The following is a 16,155-nucleotide window of genomic DNA, read 5'->3' on the forward strand; positions in this document are numbered from 1 at the left end:
TGATGCTACCTCGCTCCTCACAAACCCACGATGTCGAGCAGCTTACCCAGCTCATCACGGGTCAACTCGCGGGTCTCCCCCACGGGCAGCTGGCCGACCCTGATGGGGCCGATGCCGATGCGGGAGAGCCTATTAACGGGATGTCCCACAGCCTCCATCATGCGTCGCACGATGTGGTTGCGCCCTTCGTGCAGCGTGATGCGCACGAGCGACTTCGACTCGGTATTCGACAACAGCTTCACTTGGTCTGGCTTCACCGGCCCGTCGTCGAGACGAATACCCTTCTCCAAACGCCGGATCACCTTGTTATCGACAATTCCAGCCACCTCGGCCACGTAGGTTTTCTTCACCTCGTAGCTCGGGTGAGCCAGACGATGCGCGAACTCACCGTCGTTGGTGAGCACGATCAAGCCCTCGGTCTGGGTATCCAGGCGTCCGACGTGGAACAGCCTGCTGGTGCGTGGCGGGATGTAATCGGCCAGGGTGGCGCGCCCCTCTGGATCCTCCATCGTCGACACCACCCCGCGCGGCTTGTTGAGCACCAGGTACATGTGATTGCGCGGCGACGGGATGCGAGAACCGTCGACGCGGATGGTGTCGCGCTCTGGGTCGACACGGGTACCAAGCTCGGTGACGATGGCGCCGTTCACCTCCACGCGTCCCTCGACGATCATCTCCTCACTCGCACGCCTCGAAGCGAGGCCCGCGGCAGCGAGCACTTTCTGCAGACGCACGCCTTCGGTTTCACTCATCGATCTTCCCTTCCTGGGCGACGGCACCCAGTTCAGCCTCCAAGGCTACGGCGTCAGGCAGCCACGGCGCCAAGTCTGGCAGCTCGTCGAGGCTATTGAGACCCAACTTTTCGAGGAACAGTGGCGTGGTGGCGAACGTCACCGCCCCCGTGTCCGGATCTTCACCCGCCTCACAGATCAACCCGCGCAGCACGAGCGTTTTCACCACACCGTCGACGTTCACCCCACGCACGCCGGCGATGCGCCCCCTAGAGACGGGCTGCAGGTACGCCACCACCGCAAGCGTCTCCAAGGCAGCCTGGCTGAGCTTCGAACGCTGGGCAGACACGAACCACGCTTCAATGATGTCCGCCACGTCCTCGACCGTCGCGAACCGGTAGCCACCCGCTACTTGCACCAACCGGATCCCGCGGTCGTGCTCTGCATAGAACCTGGCAATGTCGTCGAGCTGGGCCACGACGTCGCTCACCGGTTCGTCCACTGCGGAGGCCAAGGCGTCGGCCGACATCGATTCCGTGGTCATGAGCAACAGCGCCTCGAGCGCGCGGGAAAGGCTCACTGGTCCTCCAATTCGGGTTGTGCTTCGTAGTCATCTGCCACCTCGACGGCGGCCTCGTCGCCCGCAGTCCACCGGATGCTGAGCTCTCCCAGAGGGTTGAGCTGCTCGAACGAGACCTGCTGGTGGCGAAACAGCTCTAGGATGGCCAAGAACCTGACGACGGTGACGAGCCGGCCTTCCCCCTCCACGAGGGAACGAAAGGTCAGTGCGCCCTCGCGACGCAGACGCGCCCCGACGAGTTGCACCTGCTCGGTGAGGCTTACCGTCGCTTGGTGCAGGTGGGTGAGGGTGACCGTCGGCACTTCCTTGGGCGCCATCGACGTTGCAGCGAGCTGCGCGAGCTCCTCGGGCGTGACGTGGAGCTCCACCTCAGGAAGCACAGCGACAAATCGTTGTTCCAAGCCGCCTGGGCGGTAGTGGCGGCGGCTAGCTCCGTCGATTGTTTCGTCGATCCAGGCGGCGAGCTGCTTGAACGCGCGGTATTGCAGGAGCCTCGAGAACAGCAGATCGCGGGCTTCCAGCGCGGCGATGTCCTCGGGGTCTTCGGCTTCTGCGCCCGGCAACAGGCGGGCGCATTTGAGGTCGAGCAGTGTGGCAGCCACGACGAGGAATGAGCTGGTGAGCTCCAGATCCCAATCGCCCTCACGCACGTGGGCGATGAACTCGTCGGTCACTTTGCTGAGCGCCACCTCGGTGACATCCATCTCGCGCCTGGCAATGAGCTGCAGCAGCAGGTCGAAGGGGCCCTCGAAGTTCGTCAGGTGAATGCTGAACCCAGCCACCTGCTCGTGGTGTTCGGGTGGCTTCGCGGACGAGCGCCGTTTAGCCACGGAGCTCTTGAACTAGCGCGGAATCTGCTCCGTCCTGATACATGTCGCGCAGTGCCAGCGCCACCGCGGCTCGCACGAGGCGCCCGCGATCCACGCGGATGCTGTGCTGGCGGCGCAACTCAAGGTTGGCGTCCTCGAGCGCGAGCAGCTCCTGCTCGGAGAAGTACACCGTGATCTTGTGGTCGTGCTTCACCCTCCCCGACGACGTGGGCCACCCGGGCCGTTCGCTTCGCTCCTCAATCGCCACCGGCTCCGGTGTCTCCTCCAGGGCCGGTGCTGCGTCGGTGGGTCGAAACAGCTCCGACGCACCCGGCAGCGATGCGCGTTTAGTCATGCTGCACCCTCAGCAGCACCTCGCGGGCAAGCTGACGGTACGCCTGGGCCCCCGGCGACGACGGCGCGTACGACGTGATGGGCTCGCCTGCGACGTTAGTTTCGGGGAAACGCACAGTGCGCTTAATGACGGTATGAAACACCTTGTCACCAAAGGCTTCAACGATACGTTCCAGCACCTCGCGCGCGTGCAGCGTGCGCGAGTCGAACATGGTGCCAAGCAGGCCGAGCACTTTGAGGTCCGGGTTGAGGCGATCTTGTACCTTCTCGATGGTGTCGGTGAGCAGCGCGATGCCACGCAGCGCGAAGAATTCGAGCTCCAACGGCATGATCACCCAATCGCTCGCCGTGAGCGCGTTGATGGTCAACAGCCCAAGGCTTGGCGCGCAGTCGATGAGGATGTAGTCGTACTGGCTGCGCAGCGTGGTGAGCACGCGCTGGAGGGTCTGTTCGCGGGCGACCTCGCTCACCAGCTGCACTTCGGCGGCGGATAGGTCGATGTTCGCGGGGAGAATATCGAGTCCGGGCGTGGAGGTTTCGGCGATGACCTCCTCGGGCGAGAAGTCGTGGGTGAGCAGCAGGTTGTACACGGAGCGTTCGAGTGTGTGCGGGTTGATGCCGAGCCCGACGGACAGCGAGCCCTGCGGGTCGAAATCCACCAAGAGCACCTTGCGCCCCGTCTCGGCGAGGCACGCGCCCAGATTGATCGTCGTTGTGGTCTTGCCTACCCCGCCCTTTTGGTTGGTGAGGGCGATGATGGTTGCGTGCTTCGGCCCATCGCCTACCGGCTCAGGCTCAGGAAAATCGGGCAAGGGCCGACCTGTCGGGCCGATCTCCCCGTCGATCAACGAATCCTCAGCCAAGGCGTTCTCCTTCCGGGTGTGCATTTGTCGACATCCTACTCGCTTATGAGTCGAGCCTACTCGCTCTAGGCACGCGGGTGTGCGGCCGTGTGCACCTCGCGGAGTTGCTCAACTGTGACGAGCGTGTAGATCTGCGTCGTCGCCACTGACGAGTGTCCCAGTAGTTCCTGCACCACCCGCAGGTCAGCCCCACCTGACAGGAGGTGCGTGGCGAAGGAGTGGCGCAGGGAGTGCGGGGACACGTCCGTGGCCAGCCCCGCCTTCTGCGCCGCGTTCTGCATCACCGCCCAAGCGCTCTGCCGGCTCAGCCGCCTGCCACGCTGGTTCAGGAACAACGCGTGGTCTGCCTTCGTTGCCTTCTGCGCGAGCCCGGGGCGCGAACGCACGAGATACGCTTCGAGCGCTGTTCTGGCGTAGCTCCCGAGCGGCACGATGCGCTCCTTATTGCCTTTCCCGACGAGCCGCAGCCCCAGATCGGGGTCGCGCAGCACGGGTGCGACATCGTCGATGTCGAGGGTGCAGACCTCGCTCACGCGGGCACCCGTCGAGTAGAGCAACTCCAGCAACGCGGCATCTCTGACACCGATGGGTTCCGTGGCATCGGGGGCAGCGAGCAGCCGCGTAACCTCGTCGACGGTGAGCGCCTTCGGCAGGCGCGATTCGAGCTTCGGCGGCGAGATCTCCTTCGCTGGGTCGTCGCGCGTCGTGCCCTCAGCTTGCGCGAAGGCGTGGAAGTTTCGCACACTCACCAATCCTCGCGCGACGGAGGATTTCGCCACCTTCTGGGAGCGCTCGCGCACGAACTCGGAGACGTCGGTGGGCGTCACATCGCCCACGTTGTCGATGCCTCGGCGGCTGAGGAAGTCGACGTAGGTTGCGAGGTCGCGGCGGTAGGCTGCCACGGTGTTCGTCGACAACCCGCGCTCCACGCGGATGTGCCCGAGGAAATCCTCGACGGCAGCCTGCACGGATGTCATTCGCGAATAGCCCACGGTGCGTCGATTCCGCGCAACGCGTTGATGCGCCCGGACAGACGGGCGGTTTCTAGCGCCAACATGCCCGCCACTAGCGTGGGCGATTGGCATCTGCCCGAGAAGACGGCGTCGATGAGCTCGGCCCTGGGAGCCCAACCCACCGACATCTCTCGCTCCTCCCCTTCGAGGACGAACCCTGCGGGCCGTGCTGCTGGCGAAAGCTCGCGCGCCAGGAAGATGCGCAGCGATTCCTGGCAGCCGCCGGGGGTCGTGACGATGTCGATGAGCACGTCCCATCTCGCTGCCTGTAACTGGGCTTCCTCGGCCAGCTCACGCGAAGCGGCTTCGTGCCATGGCTCGCCAGGCACATCGAGCAGGCCGGCGGGAATCTCGACGAGCTCCATGCCGACGGGGTGGCGGTACTGTCTGAGCACCGCAATCTCGTCATGTTCCTCATTCCATGCGACGATGGCAACCGCGCCTGGATGGGTGGTGAATTGACGCACCATCGTTTCCCCCGACGGTGTGTCGATGACGTCTTCGATGAAGCTCATGACCCGCCCCTCAGCGAGCACCTCTCGCGATTGCACCGGCCACTGTTGACGTCGATCCTCGATCACGTTGCTCCCATCGTTCGCCTCAAGAATCCATCGTAGCCAGTCGAAATGAACCCTGAGAAAGCTAGATTCAGTCGCATTATGGAATCGGACATCGAACTCAGCATCCTCGAGCAGGCGATCATTGCGCCTCCGGTGACGCTGGGATCACTCGCCAACGACCTCGGTGTTGGCGTTGATGCCCTGGCGCCCCGCATCAAGAGGCTCACGCGCACTGGAGTGTTGGAAATCGCCACCACCTCCGACGGGTGCCAACTGGCGCTCGCTGCGGGAACGCCAGCCGCAGTGCAAGCGACGATGCCGCATTCGAAGGTGGTCGACGCGTGGCTGCTCATGCATGAGGCCGGGGCCGGGCGCGGTGCACGTGCGCTGCACACACCGTCGGAGTTCGTGCAGATCGCGGCCCGATTCGCGCGCACCGCGACTGGGCTCACCCTGCTGCTGCCGCCGGCGCCCGATCCGCTCGCAGCGCAGCTGTATAGCCACTACCTGGAGGCCGCCAAACATGCGGCACGCCAGGGGCTCGCGCCCAACCTCCTCATCGCTAAAGGACTACTTGATTCTGCGGAAGGCCAACGTTGCTGCGACGCCGTGGCTGGGCTCGGCGCTACGATCCGATCCGCCCAGCACGTCGCCGTACCGCTGATTGCGTGGGAGGGCGTCGGGCTAGCCCTCATCCTCCCTGACCAGGTGATCGCTGGCATGCTCGACGTGGGCGCCTACGCGGCAGCGGCGTTCCAGGCCGGGGGCAAGCTCGAAGAGCTCTCGCGCGACACCTTGATCGAGATGCTTTCCGAAGGCAATACCGACGCGGTCTCCGCCCGCAAACTAGGCATGTCGGAGCGACAGTTCCGACGTCACGTCTCCAACCTGATGCAGGAGCTGGGCTCGTCGAGCCGCTTTCAAGCCGGCATCGAAGCCGCCCGCATGATGCGCTGATGTGCAACGCACGAGCCGCTCTCCCACACGCCTCGGCACGCTGTGGCAAGGTTGCTCCATGTCGAGAATTCCCGAATGGGCCGAGAAACTGACGAGCCCCTTGGATGCCAAGCTCGGTATTACGCTGCTCGAGCTCGCGCCAGACAAGGTGGTCGCGCGCATGCCTGTGAAGGGCAATCAACAGCCGTTGGGGTTGCTGCATGGTGGCGCCACCGGCGCACTGGTCGAGTCTGCCGCATCCGTCGCGGCGATCGCGCACGCGAAAACGATGGGGAAGGTAGCGGTGGGTGTGGATCTCCACGTCACGCACTTGGAAGCCGTGACGGCTGGCGCAGTAACAGCGACGGTGACGGCCGTCCGTCTTGGACGCACCGTCGCCGTGTACCGAGCGGAGGTTCGAGACGACGCTGGGCGGATGAGCGCGATTGGGCAGCTCACGTGCCAGCTGGTGGAACCTCGGTGAGGGCTGGCTGCTACTTGCGCTTGTTGTGGTTGATGACGCCCTCAGCGACATCACGCATCGACTTGCGCAGATCCATGGCGGTCTTCTGAATCCACCGGAATGCTTCTGGTTCGGTGAGACCGAGGTCTTGCTGCAAGATGCCCTTCGCCTGGTCAATGATCTTGCGGGATTCGAAGCGCTCTTCGAGGGATGCCAGCTCATCTTCGATGGCCTTGATCTCTTGGAAACGGCCCAGCGCGAGTTCGATGGCAGGGACCACATCGGACGCATCGAAGGGCTTCACGACGTACGCCATCGCACCGGCATCGCGGGCTCGTTCGACGAGGTCGCGTTGGCTGAAGGCGGTCAGCATCACGATGGGAGCGATGCGTTCCTCCGCGATGGTTTCAGCGGCCGAGATGCCGTCGAGCTTCGGCATCTTCACATCCATGATGATGAGATCAGGCTGCAGCTCGCGCGCCAACTCGATGGCTTCCTCACCATCGCTGGCTTGGCCAGTGACCTCGTATCCCTCCTCTGTTAGGAGTTCCACCAGGTCGAGGCGAATCAGCGCCTCGTCCTCAGCCACCAGCACAGTTGGCTTCTTCTTCGCTTCAGTCATCAACTTCCTCACTTGCTCCGCAACGGCGGTTCTGAGTTATCGTACTGCGATCCACCAAAATCTGCTCGGATCGCACGAACTACCCTCGATGTGGCACAATGTTCCCTTGCCGGCCCGGGTGGCGGAATGGTAGACGCGCTCGACTCAAAATCGAGTGGCCGCAAGGCCGTAGGGGTTCGAATCCCCTGCCGGGTACCACACACGAAACGGTGGGTGGCCACGAGACATGTCTCGCGGCCACCCACCGTTTCTCCTAACAGGTGTCAGTGCTCGCCCAGTTCCTTAATGCGGTGGACGCGCAGGTTGTTCGTTTTACCCACCACACCCATCGGCAGGCCGGAGAGAATCACAACGCGCTCACCCACCTCGATCATGCCGTGGCTACGCAGGTAGTTATCGAGCGACTCGACCATCTCTTCCTGGGCCTCGAAGTGCGGGGTTACAACCGTATCGACGCCCCAAGAGAGGGTCATCTGCTGGCGAGTAGCCTCTTCCGGGGAGAACACGAGCATCGGGATAGGGGAACGCAGACGCGACAGACGACGTCCGGTGTCACCCGATTTCGTGAAGGCGACGAGGTAGCGAGCATTGAGGCGCTCTGCAACTTCCGCAGCAGCCTTGGCCAGGATACCGCCCGTGGTGTGTGGGTCCCAGTCGATGTGGTGAATCTCCCCGTGACCCTCCTTCTCCGTGGTCTCGACAATGCGAGCCATGGTGGCGACGGTGAGCACCGGGTATTCACCGACGGAGGTCTCACCGGAGAGCATCACTGCGTCGGCGCCGTCGAGGATGGCGTTGGCGACGTCGGAGGCCTCCGCCCGCGTTGGGCGGGGGTTCGCGATCATGGAGTCGAGCATCTGGGTGGCGACGATCACCGGCTTCGCCCACTTCCGTGCGGCGCGGATGATCTGTTTCTGCACCAGCGGGACGTCCTCGAGCGGAAGCTCGACGCCGAGGTCGCCACGAGCAACCATGAACGCGTCGAAGGAGTCGATGATGGCTCCCAGGTTCTCGATGGCCTGCGGCTTCTCGAGCTTCGCGATGACCGGGGTGCGGCGACCTTCCTCCTCCATGATTTCGTGCACACGCTTGATGTCGTCGCCGGAACGTACGAAGGACAGGGCGATCATGTCAACGCCGTGTTGGAGAGCCCAACGCAGGTCGTTCTCATCCTTCTCGGACAGCGCTGGTACCGACACTGCCGCGCCGGGCACGTTGATGCCCTTGTTGTTGGACACTGGGCCCTCGACCGTCACTTCGGTGACGATGTCGGTACCGGTAACCTCCTTGACACGCAGGCCCACCTTGCCGTCATCAATTAGGAGCGTGTCCCCTGGCTTCACGTCGCCAGGCAGACCCTTGTAGGTGGTGGAAACTCGTTCCTTGGTGCCAACGATGTCGTCGGTGGTGATGGTGAACTGGTCGCCGTTTGCGAGCGGATACGGCTCGTCGCTCTCGAACTTGCCAAGGCGGATCTTCGGACCCTGCAAGTCAGCAAACACGCCGACGGTCTGGCCGGTGATTTGGGCGGCCTCTCGAACGTTTTGCAGGCGGGTGAAGTGTTCGGTGTAATCGCCGTGGCTCATGTTCAAACGGGCGACATTCATGCCCGCCTGGATGAGCTCCACAAGGCGATCAACGGATTCAGTTGCTGGGCCGAGGGTACATACAATCTTTGCTCTACGCACGGATCTAACCCTACTAGAGACTCATCCTGAATCGGAGCGGGCATCGAGTTGTGACACGTATCGGAGACATTGCTGCACGATCGTCCACGCCCGTCAGGCGTCCGTGCGTACGTGCTCCAGCGCTGCGCGCAAATCGTCGGGATATTCCGAACAGAACCGTACGGCTTCGCCGGTGCCTGGGTGGATGAATCCGAGCTCGACGGCATGCAGCCACTGCCGCTGCAGTCCGAGTGCCTCCGCCAGCGCGGGGTCTGCGCCGTACAGCGGATCGCCAGCGCACGGGTGACCGATCGCGGCCATATGCACGCGGATCTGATGCGTCCTACCCGTCTCCAGCTGCACCCGCAGCAGGGTAGCCCGGCGGTGCGCTTCCAGCGTGTCGTAATGTGTGACAGCGTGCCGCCCGCCATCCACCACCGCCATTTTCCAGTCGTGGCCGGGATGACGTCCGATCGGTGCCTCAATCGTGCCCTGGAACGGATCCGGGTGCCCCTGCACAAGCGCGTGGTACACCTTATTCACGGTCCGGTCTCGAAACGCCTGCTTCAGCACGCTATAGGCGTGTTCACTTTTCGCGACGACCATGACGCCCGACGTGCCGACGTCGAGGCGCTGCACAATGCCCTGCCTCTCTGCCGCACCCGACGTCGCGATCGGTACGCCGACGTGCAGCAAGTGCTCCACTACGCTCGGCCCGTCCCACCCGAGACTGGGGTGCGCCGCCACGCCGACGGGCTTGTCCACCACGACGATGTCCGCATCCTCGAACAGAATGCGCAAGCCCTCCGCAACGCGTGGCTCCACGGTGAGCGGCGCGGGCATCGCAGCGTCGGATATTTCCAACATGGCGCCGGCCGTCACTCGCTGCGAGCCCTTCGCCACGGTTGTGCCGTCTAGTGTGAGGCCGCCGGCTTCCAGCATGGTTTCGATCTTCGACCTGCTGTAGCCACTGATCCGAGCCGCGACGACATCGACACGTTCTCCGTCGAAGGTGTCCGGGACGAGGAACACGCTCATGCTCGATTCCCCTCGGCCTCCTCGGCCTGCTCAGCTCGACGCCCCTCTCCCCCGAGGCTCATCATGATAAGCAGCGCAGCCGCGGCTGTGATGCAGATGTCTGCCACATTGAAGATGGCGAAGCCACGAAGCTGAATGAAGTCAACGACGTGCCCGTGCAGCGCCGACGGGGGGCGGACGAGGCGGTCGACAAGGTTACCCGTGATGCCCGCGAGCAGCAGCCCCAGCGTCAGCGCATGCCAACCGCGGTTGATTCTCGGCATCCCGACGACGAGACAGGCCGCGGTGGCAATGATGGCGAACAGCGAGAACACGACGGTTGCGCTCTCCCCCATGCCGAAGGCAGCACCGGGATTAAAAATGAGTTGCAACCTGAGCACTCCGAGCACCCATTCGCCCGGGAACCCTGGCTTCAAGTACGTGAGCGCCGCGAGCTTCGTGAGTTGGTCGACAGACAGCCCCAAGAGCCACAGCCCTGAGGCGATGAGCACGAGCGCGCGGTTCAGCGCCGTTCCTCGCGCTGCTTGCACCGCACGCACAGTGTTGCGCGCGGAAACACTTGGAGACGCCCCTTGCCGATCGGTTCACCGCACACCTCGCAGTACCCGTACTCGCCGGTGTCGAAGAGGCTCAGCGCCTGGCGCAGCTGGTCGGCCATCTCCTTCACGTTGGCTGCGAGGGACAGCTCCTGGTCACGTTCAAAGTTGCTCGACCCAACATCGGCCGGGTCACGGCCAGCACCGTCGTTGCCACCCGTCAGGAATTCTGCGAGATCTGCCTCGTTCTCTTCGACGCGCTTCTCGACGCGCTCCAGTTCAGCGACGAGCTCGTCGCGCTGCTCCTGAATTTCCTCAGGAGTCCAGGGATCTTCGCCTTCCAGAACGGGCAACGCCGCGTCGTGTGACTTCTGTTCAGCCATGGTGAGACCTTCTCGTTCGGGTACTGTGCAGGGGATCGTACACCACGAGTTGAGCGGGCGACAAAGAGCGGCGAGGCCGCACCTCATGAAGGTACGGCCTCGCGATCGTGCAAGAAATGTCGAAACTAGTGCTCGTCGCTGCCCGCGAGGGCATCCAAACGCGGGGTCTCTGACTGGCTTTGGGCCAGTTCCGGGACATCCTGCGGCTGGGGACGATCTTCTGCTAGCGAGGCGAGCATCTTCTGCAGCGAACCGGTGAGGTTCGTGCGGTACTGCGATTCGAAGTTGCGTAGCGCTGCCACCTTGACGGTGAGTTCACCCTGCTCACGCTCGAGGGCGGCGAACAGTTCGGTGCGCTTCGCTTCCGTGTCGGCGTCGAGACGCGCGGCGCGGCCCTCCGCGTCAGACGTCATCTGCTCGGCGTTGACGCGGGCCTCGGATTCGATACGCTCTGCACGGGTGCGGGCATCCGTCTTGATTTCAGTGGCACGCTGCTCTGCGTCAGCCAACTTGCGCGACGCCTCAGTTTCGGCCTCGGATACCAGCGTGGATGCCTGCTCCGTCGCAATCTGCACAAGCCTCGTCACTGCGGGCGCGGCATCCTCTGCGGATTGCACGGTGAGTGCCTGCGGCTGGCCTGCGACGCTTGCGATGCGATCGTTGTGCGACTGGTTCAGCTCACTGCGGGTCTGCTCGAGCTGTGCCTGCAGCTGGGCATTTTGTTCCTCGAGCTGGCGCTTCTGCTGCTGCAGGTCCTGGTTGGCGGCCTCGAGCCGGCGCAACTGTTCGGCGTTTTGATCGGCAGCACCGGGGGCGGCCGCGTTGCGTGCGCGCTCCAGCTCTTCGCGGAGCTTCTGAAGCTCTCCGTCCTTCGCGGCCATCTGCTGGCGAGCTTCGTTGAGCTCTCCGTCCTTCGCGGCCATCTGCTGGCGAGCTTCGTTGAGCTCTCCATCCTTCGCCGCGATCTGTTGGCGGGCTTCGTTGAGCTCACCGGAGTTGTCACCTGCCGCCCCGGCTGATGCGGATTCGAGTTCACGACGCATCACGTCGCGATCGTTCTCGAATGCGGCGAAGCTCTCCTCCACCTTGTCGATGAAGTTGTCAACGTCTGCTACCGCGTAGCCCGTTTCGCGTGGGCGTGCCATGCGAAAACGGATCCGACGCACCTCTTCAAGTGTGAGGCTCATGTGCGCTCCAAACTATGAGAAAACTCGGTTGCTTATCAGGTTAGCCTAGCGGCATTCGTCATATCATTCTAAGGGAATAAAATAACCCCTAGCGCAGCACACATCAAAACGGGATCAAGCGCAGTAGCAACTGGCATACCTGTAGCCCAATAATGAGCACGAGCACCGACATATCGAGCGCCACATTGCCGATCCGAAGCGGTGGCACAACCCGCTGCACCCACCTGATCGGCGGATCGGTGACGGTGTAAATGCCCTCCACGATCACCAGCACCAGTCCTTTAGGCGTCCAGCCAGGAGAAAACTGGGGAATCCAGGAGATGAAAATACGCCCGATCAGAATCCACGCGTACAACGTGAGGATCCACCAGCAGATGTAGGCAAACACCGTCAGCTCTGGTTGAAGAACCCGCCCGAAGCGATCCGTTCCTTGTCTTCGGGGCCGACGACGAGGCCTGCAGGACAGAGCAAGAACACTTTCGTCGAGACGCGTTCAATGTTGCCGCGCAACCCGAAGATGAGACCGGCGGCAAAATCGACGAGACGCTTGTCCTCGCCCTCCTCCATGTCGGAGAGATTCATGATCACGGGTACCCCGTCGCGGAAGTTCTCTCCGATGACACGCGCTTCGTTGTACGAACGGGGACGGACGCTGACGATGCGGCTCAAGTCGGCCACCTCCGGTTCTTGGCGAGTCTTGGCAGGCGAGCGAGGGCGGGTGGGCATCTGCGCCGGCACAGCGGCGCTGGCTTCGTCGCTCAACTCCTCGTCATCAACGACGACCTCGTCGGTCAGATCAGCGGACAGCTCATCATCGGGACTGTCGTATCGACCGTCATCGACCAGGCCCATCCATGCAGCAAGGCTTCGAACTCCCACTGTCGCCTCCTGAAGAGAACTACGTACCCTTGAAGGCTAGCAAGCCACACGCGAAAGCATCGGGTGCGACGCGCAGAGAGATCAGCGCCGATTCGGCCCTACTTCATGAAGTCGGGAACGTCGAGATCGTCGTCAGCGGGACGAGGCGCCATGGGGCGCGACGACGGCACGGGCCCGGTCTTCGGAGTATCGCTGGCGTCTTTGGGCGCCTGAACCGGCTGGCTTGGGCGCTTCTGGTGGTCCGACGGGGCTCCCTGCGGTGCGCGCTGCTGGGTGACAGGCTGCTGCTCGCGCTTCTTCGGGGTGCCACCATCGAAACCGGCAGCGATCACCGTCACACGCACCTCGTCGCCGAGGGCATCGTCGATGACGGTACCCCAGATGATGTTGGCCTCGTCGTGGGCGGCCTCCTCAATGAGCTTCGCTGCGCCGGAGACTTCCAGCAGACCGAGATCGGAGCCACCGGCCACCGACAACAGGACGCCGCGCGCACCGTCGATGCTGGCTTCGAGCAGCGGCGAGCTGATGGCCATTTCCGCCGCGACGCGGGCGCGATCTTCGCCGCGGGCCGAGCCGATGCCCATGAGCGCGGAACCAGCTTGGCTCATGATGGACTGCACATCGGCGAAGTCGAGGTTGATCAGGCCGGGCGTGGTGATGAGGTCGGTGATGCCCGAGACGCCTTGCAGCAGCACTTGGTCGGCAGACTTGAACGCGTCCAGGATGGACACCTCGACGTCGGTCATCTCCAAGAGCTTGTCGTTCGGGATGACGATGAGGGTATCGACTTCTTCGCGCAGATTGTCGATTCCGGCATCGGCTTGTGTGGAGCGGCGCTTGCCCTCGAACGAGAACGGGCGCGTGACCACACCGATAGTGAGCGCCCCCAGCGAGCGAGCAATCTTCGCGACGATGGGTGCGGCACCCGTACCCGTGCCACCGCCTTCGCCTGCGGTGACGAACACCATGTCGGCACCCTTGAGCGCCTCTTCGATCTCATCGGAATGGTCTTCGGCTGCCTGGCGGCCCTTCGATGGGTCAGCGCCGGCGCCCAGGCCACGCGTCAGTTCACGGCCGATGTCGAGCTTGACGTCAGCGTCGCTCATGAGCAGCGCCTGCGCATCCGTGTTCACGGCGATGAATTCCACGCCCCTAAGCCCAGCCTCGATCATGCGGTTAACGGCGTTGACGCCGCCACCACCGACGCCGACGACCTTCAACACGGCTGGGTAGTTCTGAGATGCGCTTGTCATTGTCTGCCTTTCGGCCAAGGGGAGACTTTCTTCCCATGAAGGCTATGGATAAAACCGTGCAGCGTCCAACACACAACGCCCAAAATGCTCAAGTTGTCTCAAGTACTACTTGAGGGTTTTCTATCAGGGGTCACTATTTCGTCGTCGGGTGCGTAGGTGCGGAGACATCGTATATCCTCGCGTCCACGCTCAGCAGCGCTTCGAGGACTTCTGATTTGAGCTCGGATTCGTCGGCGCTGCCCCACACGATAGACCGGCCATCTGCAACGCTCACCTCGATGCGGTCGACGGACTTGGCGCGAATCAGGGTGACCTGCTTCTTCGCAGCCTCAGGGATGTGCGTCGCGACGGTAGCCACATCGCGACGGATGCGGGTGTCGTCACGAGCGAGCTTCGCTTCCGGCAGCGACTTCGAACGTGCCTGGCCAGTGCGAAACTCCACTCCCTCTGCGTCAACCCACGAGAAGGCCCCGCCCTTTGCAAGCTGATAGACAGCCACGCGTTCACTCACCTGGATGCGCACCACGTTCGGGTAATCGACCTTCACCTCAGCGCTGCGCACTTCGGGAAGCTCCTCGACGCGCTTCCGGATCGCACCGGTATCAAGGCGGGCGAGCGGCACGTGGTTGGGCACCGCGGCGGCTTCCTTCACGGCGTCGCTGGTGAGCAACTGTTCACCTTCCACCACCGTTTCATCGGCAGAGAAGGTGGCGGATAGCAAGAACAACCAGACGAGAAACACCGTCAGCGCAACGGCGAAGACTCCCCCGCCCACGCCGATCCACAACCTCAAACGCCGCTTCGAGCGCTGGTCGTGGAGCGACTTCGCGAACTCCCTGGGGCTACTCACGTTGCTCCAGCAACGTCGCGAGCATCGGACCGACGAGGGTCACGTCGCCCGCGCCAAGTGTGATGACGAGGTCGCCCGGACGCGCAATGCTGTTCAGCACGTCGGGAAGCTCGTGCTTGTCCTTGACGAATCGCACATCGCGCGCACCGTGTTCGAGGGCGGCGTCGACGACGATCTGCCCGGTCACGCCGGGGATTGGATCTTCGCGGATGGCCTCAATGTCGTTGACGACGACGATGTCCGCACCCGTGAGCGCTTCTCCGAATTCGTCGCAAAAGTCGAGTGTGCGAGAGAACAGGTGCGGTTGGAAACAGGCGATGAGCCTGCCGTCCAGGCCGGTCGCCTCATTACCAGCTTCCGTCGCACGGCGCCCGGCCGCAAGCGCGGCACGGATCTCGGTCGGGTGGTGCGCATAGTCGTCGTACACACGCACGCCCGCGGTGTTTGCGACGAGCTGAAAGCGCCGCAGGGTGCCCACAAATGCGTGGAGCGCCTCGACCGCGCTGGCGTGCGACAGCCCGAGGGCGCGCCCCACCGCGTACGCCGCGGTGGCGTTTGCGAGGTTATGGTTACCCGGCACTTGCAGCTCAATGCTGCTCGAGTCATGGCCGTCGGTGATCGTCGCGACGGAGCCCGTCGCGGTGGGATGCATATCCAGGAAGCGCACTGCAGCGTCGTCCGCTTCCCCGTAGGTGACCACGTCGCGTCCCTCGGCGATGAGGCGCTCGGCGAGCGCCCGGCCGCCGTGGTCGTCGATGCCAATGATGATGGTCTCGACCTGCGGCTGCGTGGCGAACTGGTAGAAGCCCTCGGCGTAAGCGGCGGGCGTGCCCCAGTTATCGAGGTGGTCGGCCTCGACGTTCGTGATGACGACGATCTTCGTCGGGTACTGCAGGAAGGAACCGTCCGATTCGTCGGCTTCGACGACGAACGGGTCGCCGCTGCCAAGGGCCGAGCTGACGCCGGTGGTCACCAGCGGTCCACCGATCACGTAGCTCGGATTCGTTCCGACTTCGCTCAGCATCACCGCGGTCATGGCTGTGGTAGTGGTCTTACCGTGCGTACCAGTAATGGCGATGCCGGTACGTCCAAGCATGAGTGCGGCGAGCGCGGCCGAGCGATGCCAGACCCGCAGGCCCCGGCGTCGCGCCTCCATGAGTTCGATGTTACTCTCGCGCACCGCTGAGGAGATCACAACAGTCTGCACATCGTCGGCGATATGGGCCGGATCGTGGCCCACGTACACCGTGGCGCCTGAGCATTCCAGCTCTCGCAACGCCCGTGAGTCGCTCTGGTCTGAGCCGGTGACCTTGATGCCCAATTCGACGTAGAGCCGCGCGACACCACTCATTCCGGCCCCACCGGCGGCGATGAAATGTACGGGGCCTACATCAAAGGCCGGCTCAACGTGGATAGGAGTGACCAGCATGG

20 protein-coding genes and 1 tRNA gene are annotated in these 16,155 nt (G+C 63.4%); 3 read left to right on the top strand and 18 right to left on the bottom strand.

Annotated features, from left to right (window positions below):
- Positions 1-17: 17 nt before the first annotated feature.
- Genes Q0X61_RS01055 through Q0X61_RS01085 form a run of 7 tightly spaced genes read right to left on the bottom strand, consistent with a single transcriptional unit; the run spans position 18 to position 4,928 of the window.
- Positions 18-752, bottom strand: coding sequence for a pseudouridine synthase (locus Q0X61_RS01055; protein WP_297739483.1), 735 nt, complete (start codon positions 750-752; stop codon positions 18-20).
- A complete protein-coding gene (gene scpB / locus Q0X61_RS01060) occupies positions 745-1,311 on the bottom strand; it encodes an SMC-Scp complex subunit ScpB (RefSeq protein ID WP_297739485.1) in 567 nt (188 codons plus the stop codon). The genes Q0X61_RS01055 and scpB overlap by 8 nt, the downstream gene beginning before the upstream one ends.
- Entirely contained in the window at positions 1,308-2,141 is an 834-nt protein-coding gene (locus Q0X61_RS01065; protein ID WP_297739487.1) for a ScpA family protein, read from the bottom strand. Before Q0X61_RS01065 ends, scpB begins: the two co-directional genes overlap by 4 nt.
- Positions 2,134-2,475 (bottom strand): hypothetical protein, encoded by a 342-nt coding sequence (locus Q0X61_RS01070; protein ID WP_297739489.1) that lies wholly within the window; start codon positions 2,473-2,475, stop codon positions 2,134-2,136. The genes Q0X61_RS01065 and Q0X61_RS01070 overlap by 8 nt, the downstream gene beginning before the upstream one ends.
- On the bottom strand, positions 2,468-3,361 hold the full coding sequence (locus tag Q0X61_RS01075) for a ParA family protein (RefSeq protein ID WP_297739491.1): 894 nt from the start codon (positions 3,359-3,361) through the stop codon (positions 2,468-2,470). The genes Q0X61_RS01070 and Q0X61_RS01075 overlap by 8 nt, the downstream gene beginning before the upstream one ends.
- Positions 3,362-3,402: 41 nt before the next feature.
- The gene (gene xerD, locus Q0X61_RS01080; protein WP_297739493.1) at positions 3,403-4,314 is read right to left on the bottom strand and encodes a site-specific tyrosine recombinase XerD; all 912 of its coding nucleotides are present in this window, start codon (positions 4,312-4,314) and stop codon (positions 3,403-3,405) included.
- Positions 4,311-4,928: an NUDIX domain-containing protein gene (locus Q0X61_RS01085; RefSeq protein ID WP_297739547.1), complete on the bottom strand. Its 618-nt coding sequence runs from the start codon at positions 4,926-4,928 to the stop codon at positions 4,311-4,313. The genes xerD and Q0X61_RS01085 overlap by 4 nt, the downstream gene beginning before the upstream one ends.
- 81 nt (positions 4,929-5,009) lie before the next feature.
- Here Q0X61_RS01085 and Q0X61_RS01090 point away from each other — a divergent pair, with 81 nt between their 5' ends.
- Together Q0X61_RS01090 and Q0X61_RS01095 are read left to right on the top strand one after the other, a co-directional pair.
- Positions 5,010-5,867 (top strand): hypothetical protein, encoded by an 858-nt coding sequence (locus Q0X61_RS01090; protein ID WP_297739495.1) that lies wholly within the window; start codon positions 5,010-5,012, stop codon positions 5,865-5,867.
- A 58-nt stretch (positions 5,868-5,925) separates the two neighbouring features.
- The gene (locus Q0X61_RS01095; RefSeq protein WP_297739497.1) at positions 5,926-6,330 is read left to right on the top strand and encodes a PaaI family thioesterase; all 405 of its coding nucleotides are present in this window, start codon (positions 5,926-5,928) and stop codon (positions 6,328-6,330) included.
- 10 nt (positions 6,331-6,340) lie between these two features.
- On the opposite strand, the gene Q0X61_RS01100 is transcribed toward Q0X61_RS01095, so the two are convergent.
- Positions 6,341-6,931 carry an ANTAR domain-containing response regulator gene (locus Q0X61_RS01100; protein ID WP_108869688.1) on the bottom strand — a complete coding sequence of 197 codons (591 nt, stop codon included), beginning with the start codon at positions 6,929-6,931 and terminating at the stop codon, positions 6,341-6,343.
- A gap of 112 nt (positions 6,932-7,043) precedes the next feature.
- Here Q0X61_RS01100 and Q0X61_RS01105 point away from each other — a divergent pair.
- Positions 7,044-7,129: transfer RNA gene (locus tag Q0X61_RS01105), tRNA-Leu, on the top strand.
- Positions 7,130-7,194: 65 nt separating this feature from the next.
- Here the strand turns inward: Q0X61_RS01105 and pyk are convergent.
- From pyk to murC, 10 genes are all read right to left on the bottom strand, one after another.
- Positions 7,195-8,619 (bottom strand): pyruvate kinase, encoded by a 1,425-nt coding sequence (pyk, locus tag Q0X61_RS01110; protein WP_297739501.1) that lies wholly within the window; start codon positions 8,617-8,619, stop codon positions 7,195-7,197.
- Positions 8,620-8,712: 93 nt separating this feature from the next.
- Positions 8,713-9,636 (bottom strand): RluA family pseudouridine synthase, encoded by a 924-nt coding sequence (locus Q0X61_RS01115; protein WP_297739503.1) that lies wholly within the window; start codon positions 9,634-9,636, stop codon positions 8,713-8,715.
- Entirely contained in the window at positions 9,633-10,166 is a 534-nt protein-coding gene (gene lspA, locus Q0X61_RS01120) for a signal peptidase II (RefSeq protein ID WP_297739505.1), read from the bottom strand. The genes Q0X61_RS01115 and lspA overlap by 4 nt, the downstream gene beginning before the upstream one ends.
- Positions 10,139-10,555, bottom strand: a complete 417-nt coding sequence (locus Q0X61_RS01125; protein WP_297739507.1) for a TraR/DksA family transcriptional regulator — start codon at positions 10,553-10,555, stop codon at positions 10,139-10,141. The genes lspA and Q0X61_RS01125 overlap by 28 nt, the downstream gene beginning before the upstream one ends.
- A 125-nt stretch (positions 10,556-10,680) precedes the next feature.
- Positions 10,681-11,742, bottom strand: a complete 1,062-nt coding sequence (locus Q0X61_RS01130) for a DivIVA domain-containing protein (RefSeq protein WP_297739509.1) — start codon at positions 11,740-11,742, stop codon at positions 10,681-10,683.
- Between the two features lie 103 nt (positions 11,743-11,845).
- Complete coding sequence (locus Q0X61_RS01135; protein WP_297739511.1) at positions 11,846-12,097, bottom strand: YggT family protein; 252 nt, start codon at positions 12,095-12,097, stop codon at positions 11,846-11,848.
- A 35-nt stretch (positions 12,098-12,132) separates the two neighbouring features.
- On the bottom strand, positions 12,133-12,594 hold the full coding sequence (locus Q0X61_RS01140; RefSeq protein WP_297739548.1) for a cell division protein SepF: 462 nt from the start codon (positions 12,592-12,594) through the stop codon (positions 12,133-12,135).
- A 125-nt stretch (positions 12,595-12,719) separates the two neighbouring features.
- Positions 12,720-13,874: a cell division protein FtsZ gene (gene ftsZ / locus Q0X61_RS01145; protein ID WP_297739513.1), complete on the bottom strand. Its 1,155-nt coding sequence runs from the start codon at positions 13,872-13,874 to the stop codon at positions 12,720-12,722.
- Between the two features lie 133 nt (positions 13,875-14,007).
- Positions 14,008-14,724, bottom strand: a complete 717-nt coding sequence (locus tag Q0X61_RS01150) for a cell division protein FtsQ/DivIB (protein ID WP_297739515.1) — start codon at positions 14,722-14,724, stop codon at positions 14,008-14,010.
- A complete protein-coding gene (murC, locus tag Q0X61_RS01155) occupies positions 14,717-16,153 on the bottom strand; it encodes a UDP-N-acetylmuramate--L-alanine ligase (protein WP_297739517.1) in 1,437 nt (478 codons plus the stop codon). The genes Q0X61_RS01150 and murC overlap by 8 nt, the downstream gene beginning before the upstream one ends.
- Positions 16,154-16,155 lie beyond the last annotated feature (2 nt).

Source organism: uncultured Tessaracoccus sp. (genome assembly GCF_947255005.1).
Taxonomy (GTDB): Bacteria; Actinomycetota; Actinomycetes; order Propionibacteriales; family Propionibacteriaceae; genus Arachnia.

What these genes read in the sequence shown, in the direction of transcription:
- Q0X61_RS01070 (WP_297739489.1), bottom strand. Translation starts at nt 2,475, where the DNA reads ATGACTAAACGCGCATCGCTGCCGGGTGCGTCGGAGCTGTTTCGACCC.
- Q0X61_RS01100 (WP_108869688.1), bottom strand. Translation starts at nt 6,931, where the DNA reads ATGACTGAAGCGAAGAAGAAGCCAACTGTGCTGGTGGCTGAGGACGAG.
- Q0X61_RS01090 (WP_297739495.1), top strand. Translation starts at nt 5,010, where the DNA reads ATGGAATCGGACATCGAACTCAGCATCCTCGAGCAGGCGATCATTGCG.
- Q0X61_RS01125 (WP_297739507.1), bottom strand. Translation starts at nt 10,555, where the DNA reads ATGGCTGAACAGAAGTCACACGACGCGGCGTTGCCCGTTCTGGAAGGC.
- Q0X61_RS01130 (WP_297739509.1), bottom strand. Translation starts at nt 11,742, where the DNA reads ATGAGCCTCACACTTGAAGAGGTGCGTCGGATCCGTTTTCGCATGGCA.
- Q0X61_RS01075 (WP_297739491.1), bottom strand. Translation starts at nt 3,361, where the DNA reads ATGCACACCCGGAAGGAGAACGCCTTGGCTGAGGATTCGTTGATCGAC.
- murC (WP_297739517.1), bottom strand. Translation starts at nt 16,153, where the DNA reads ATGCTGGTCACTCCTATCCACGTTGAGCCGGCCTTTGATGTAGGCCCC.
- Q0X61_RS01055 (WP_297739483.1), bottom strand. Translation starts at nt 752, where the DNA reads ATGAGTGAAACCGAAGGCGTGCGTCTGCAGAAAGTGCTCGCTGCCGCG.
- xerD (WP_297739493.1), bottom strand. Translation starts at nt 4,314, where the DNA reads ATGACATCCGTGCAGGCTGCCGTCGAGGATTTCCTCGGGCACATCCGC.
- Q0X61_RS01140 (WP_297739548.1), bottom strand. Translation starts at nt 12,594, where the DNA reads ATGGGCCTGGTCGATGACGGTCGATACGACAGTCCCGATGATGAGCTG.
- Q0X61_RS01115 (WP_297739503.1), bottom strand. Translation starts at nt 9,636, where the DNA reads ATGAGCGTGTTCCTCGTCCCGGACACCTTCGACGGAGAACGTGTCGAT.
- ftsZ (WP_297739513.1), bottom strand. Translation starts at nt 13,874, where the DNA reads ATGACAAGCGCATCTCAGAACTACCCAGCCGTGTTGAAGGTCGTCGGC.
- Q0X61_RS01095 (WP_297739497.1), top strand. Translation starts at nt 5,926, where the DNA reads ATGTCGAGAATTCCCGAATGGGCCGAGAAACTGACGAGCCCCTTGGAT.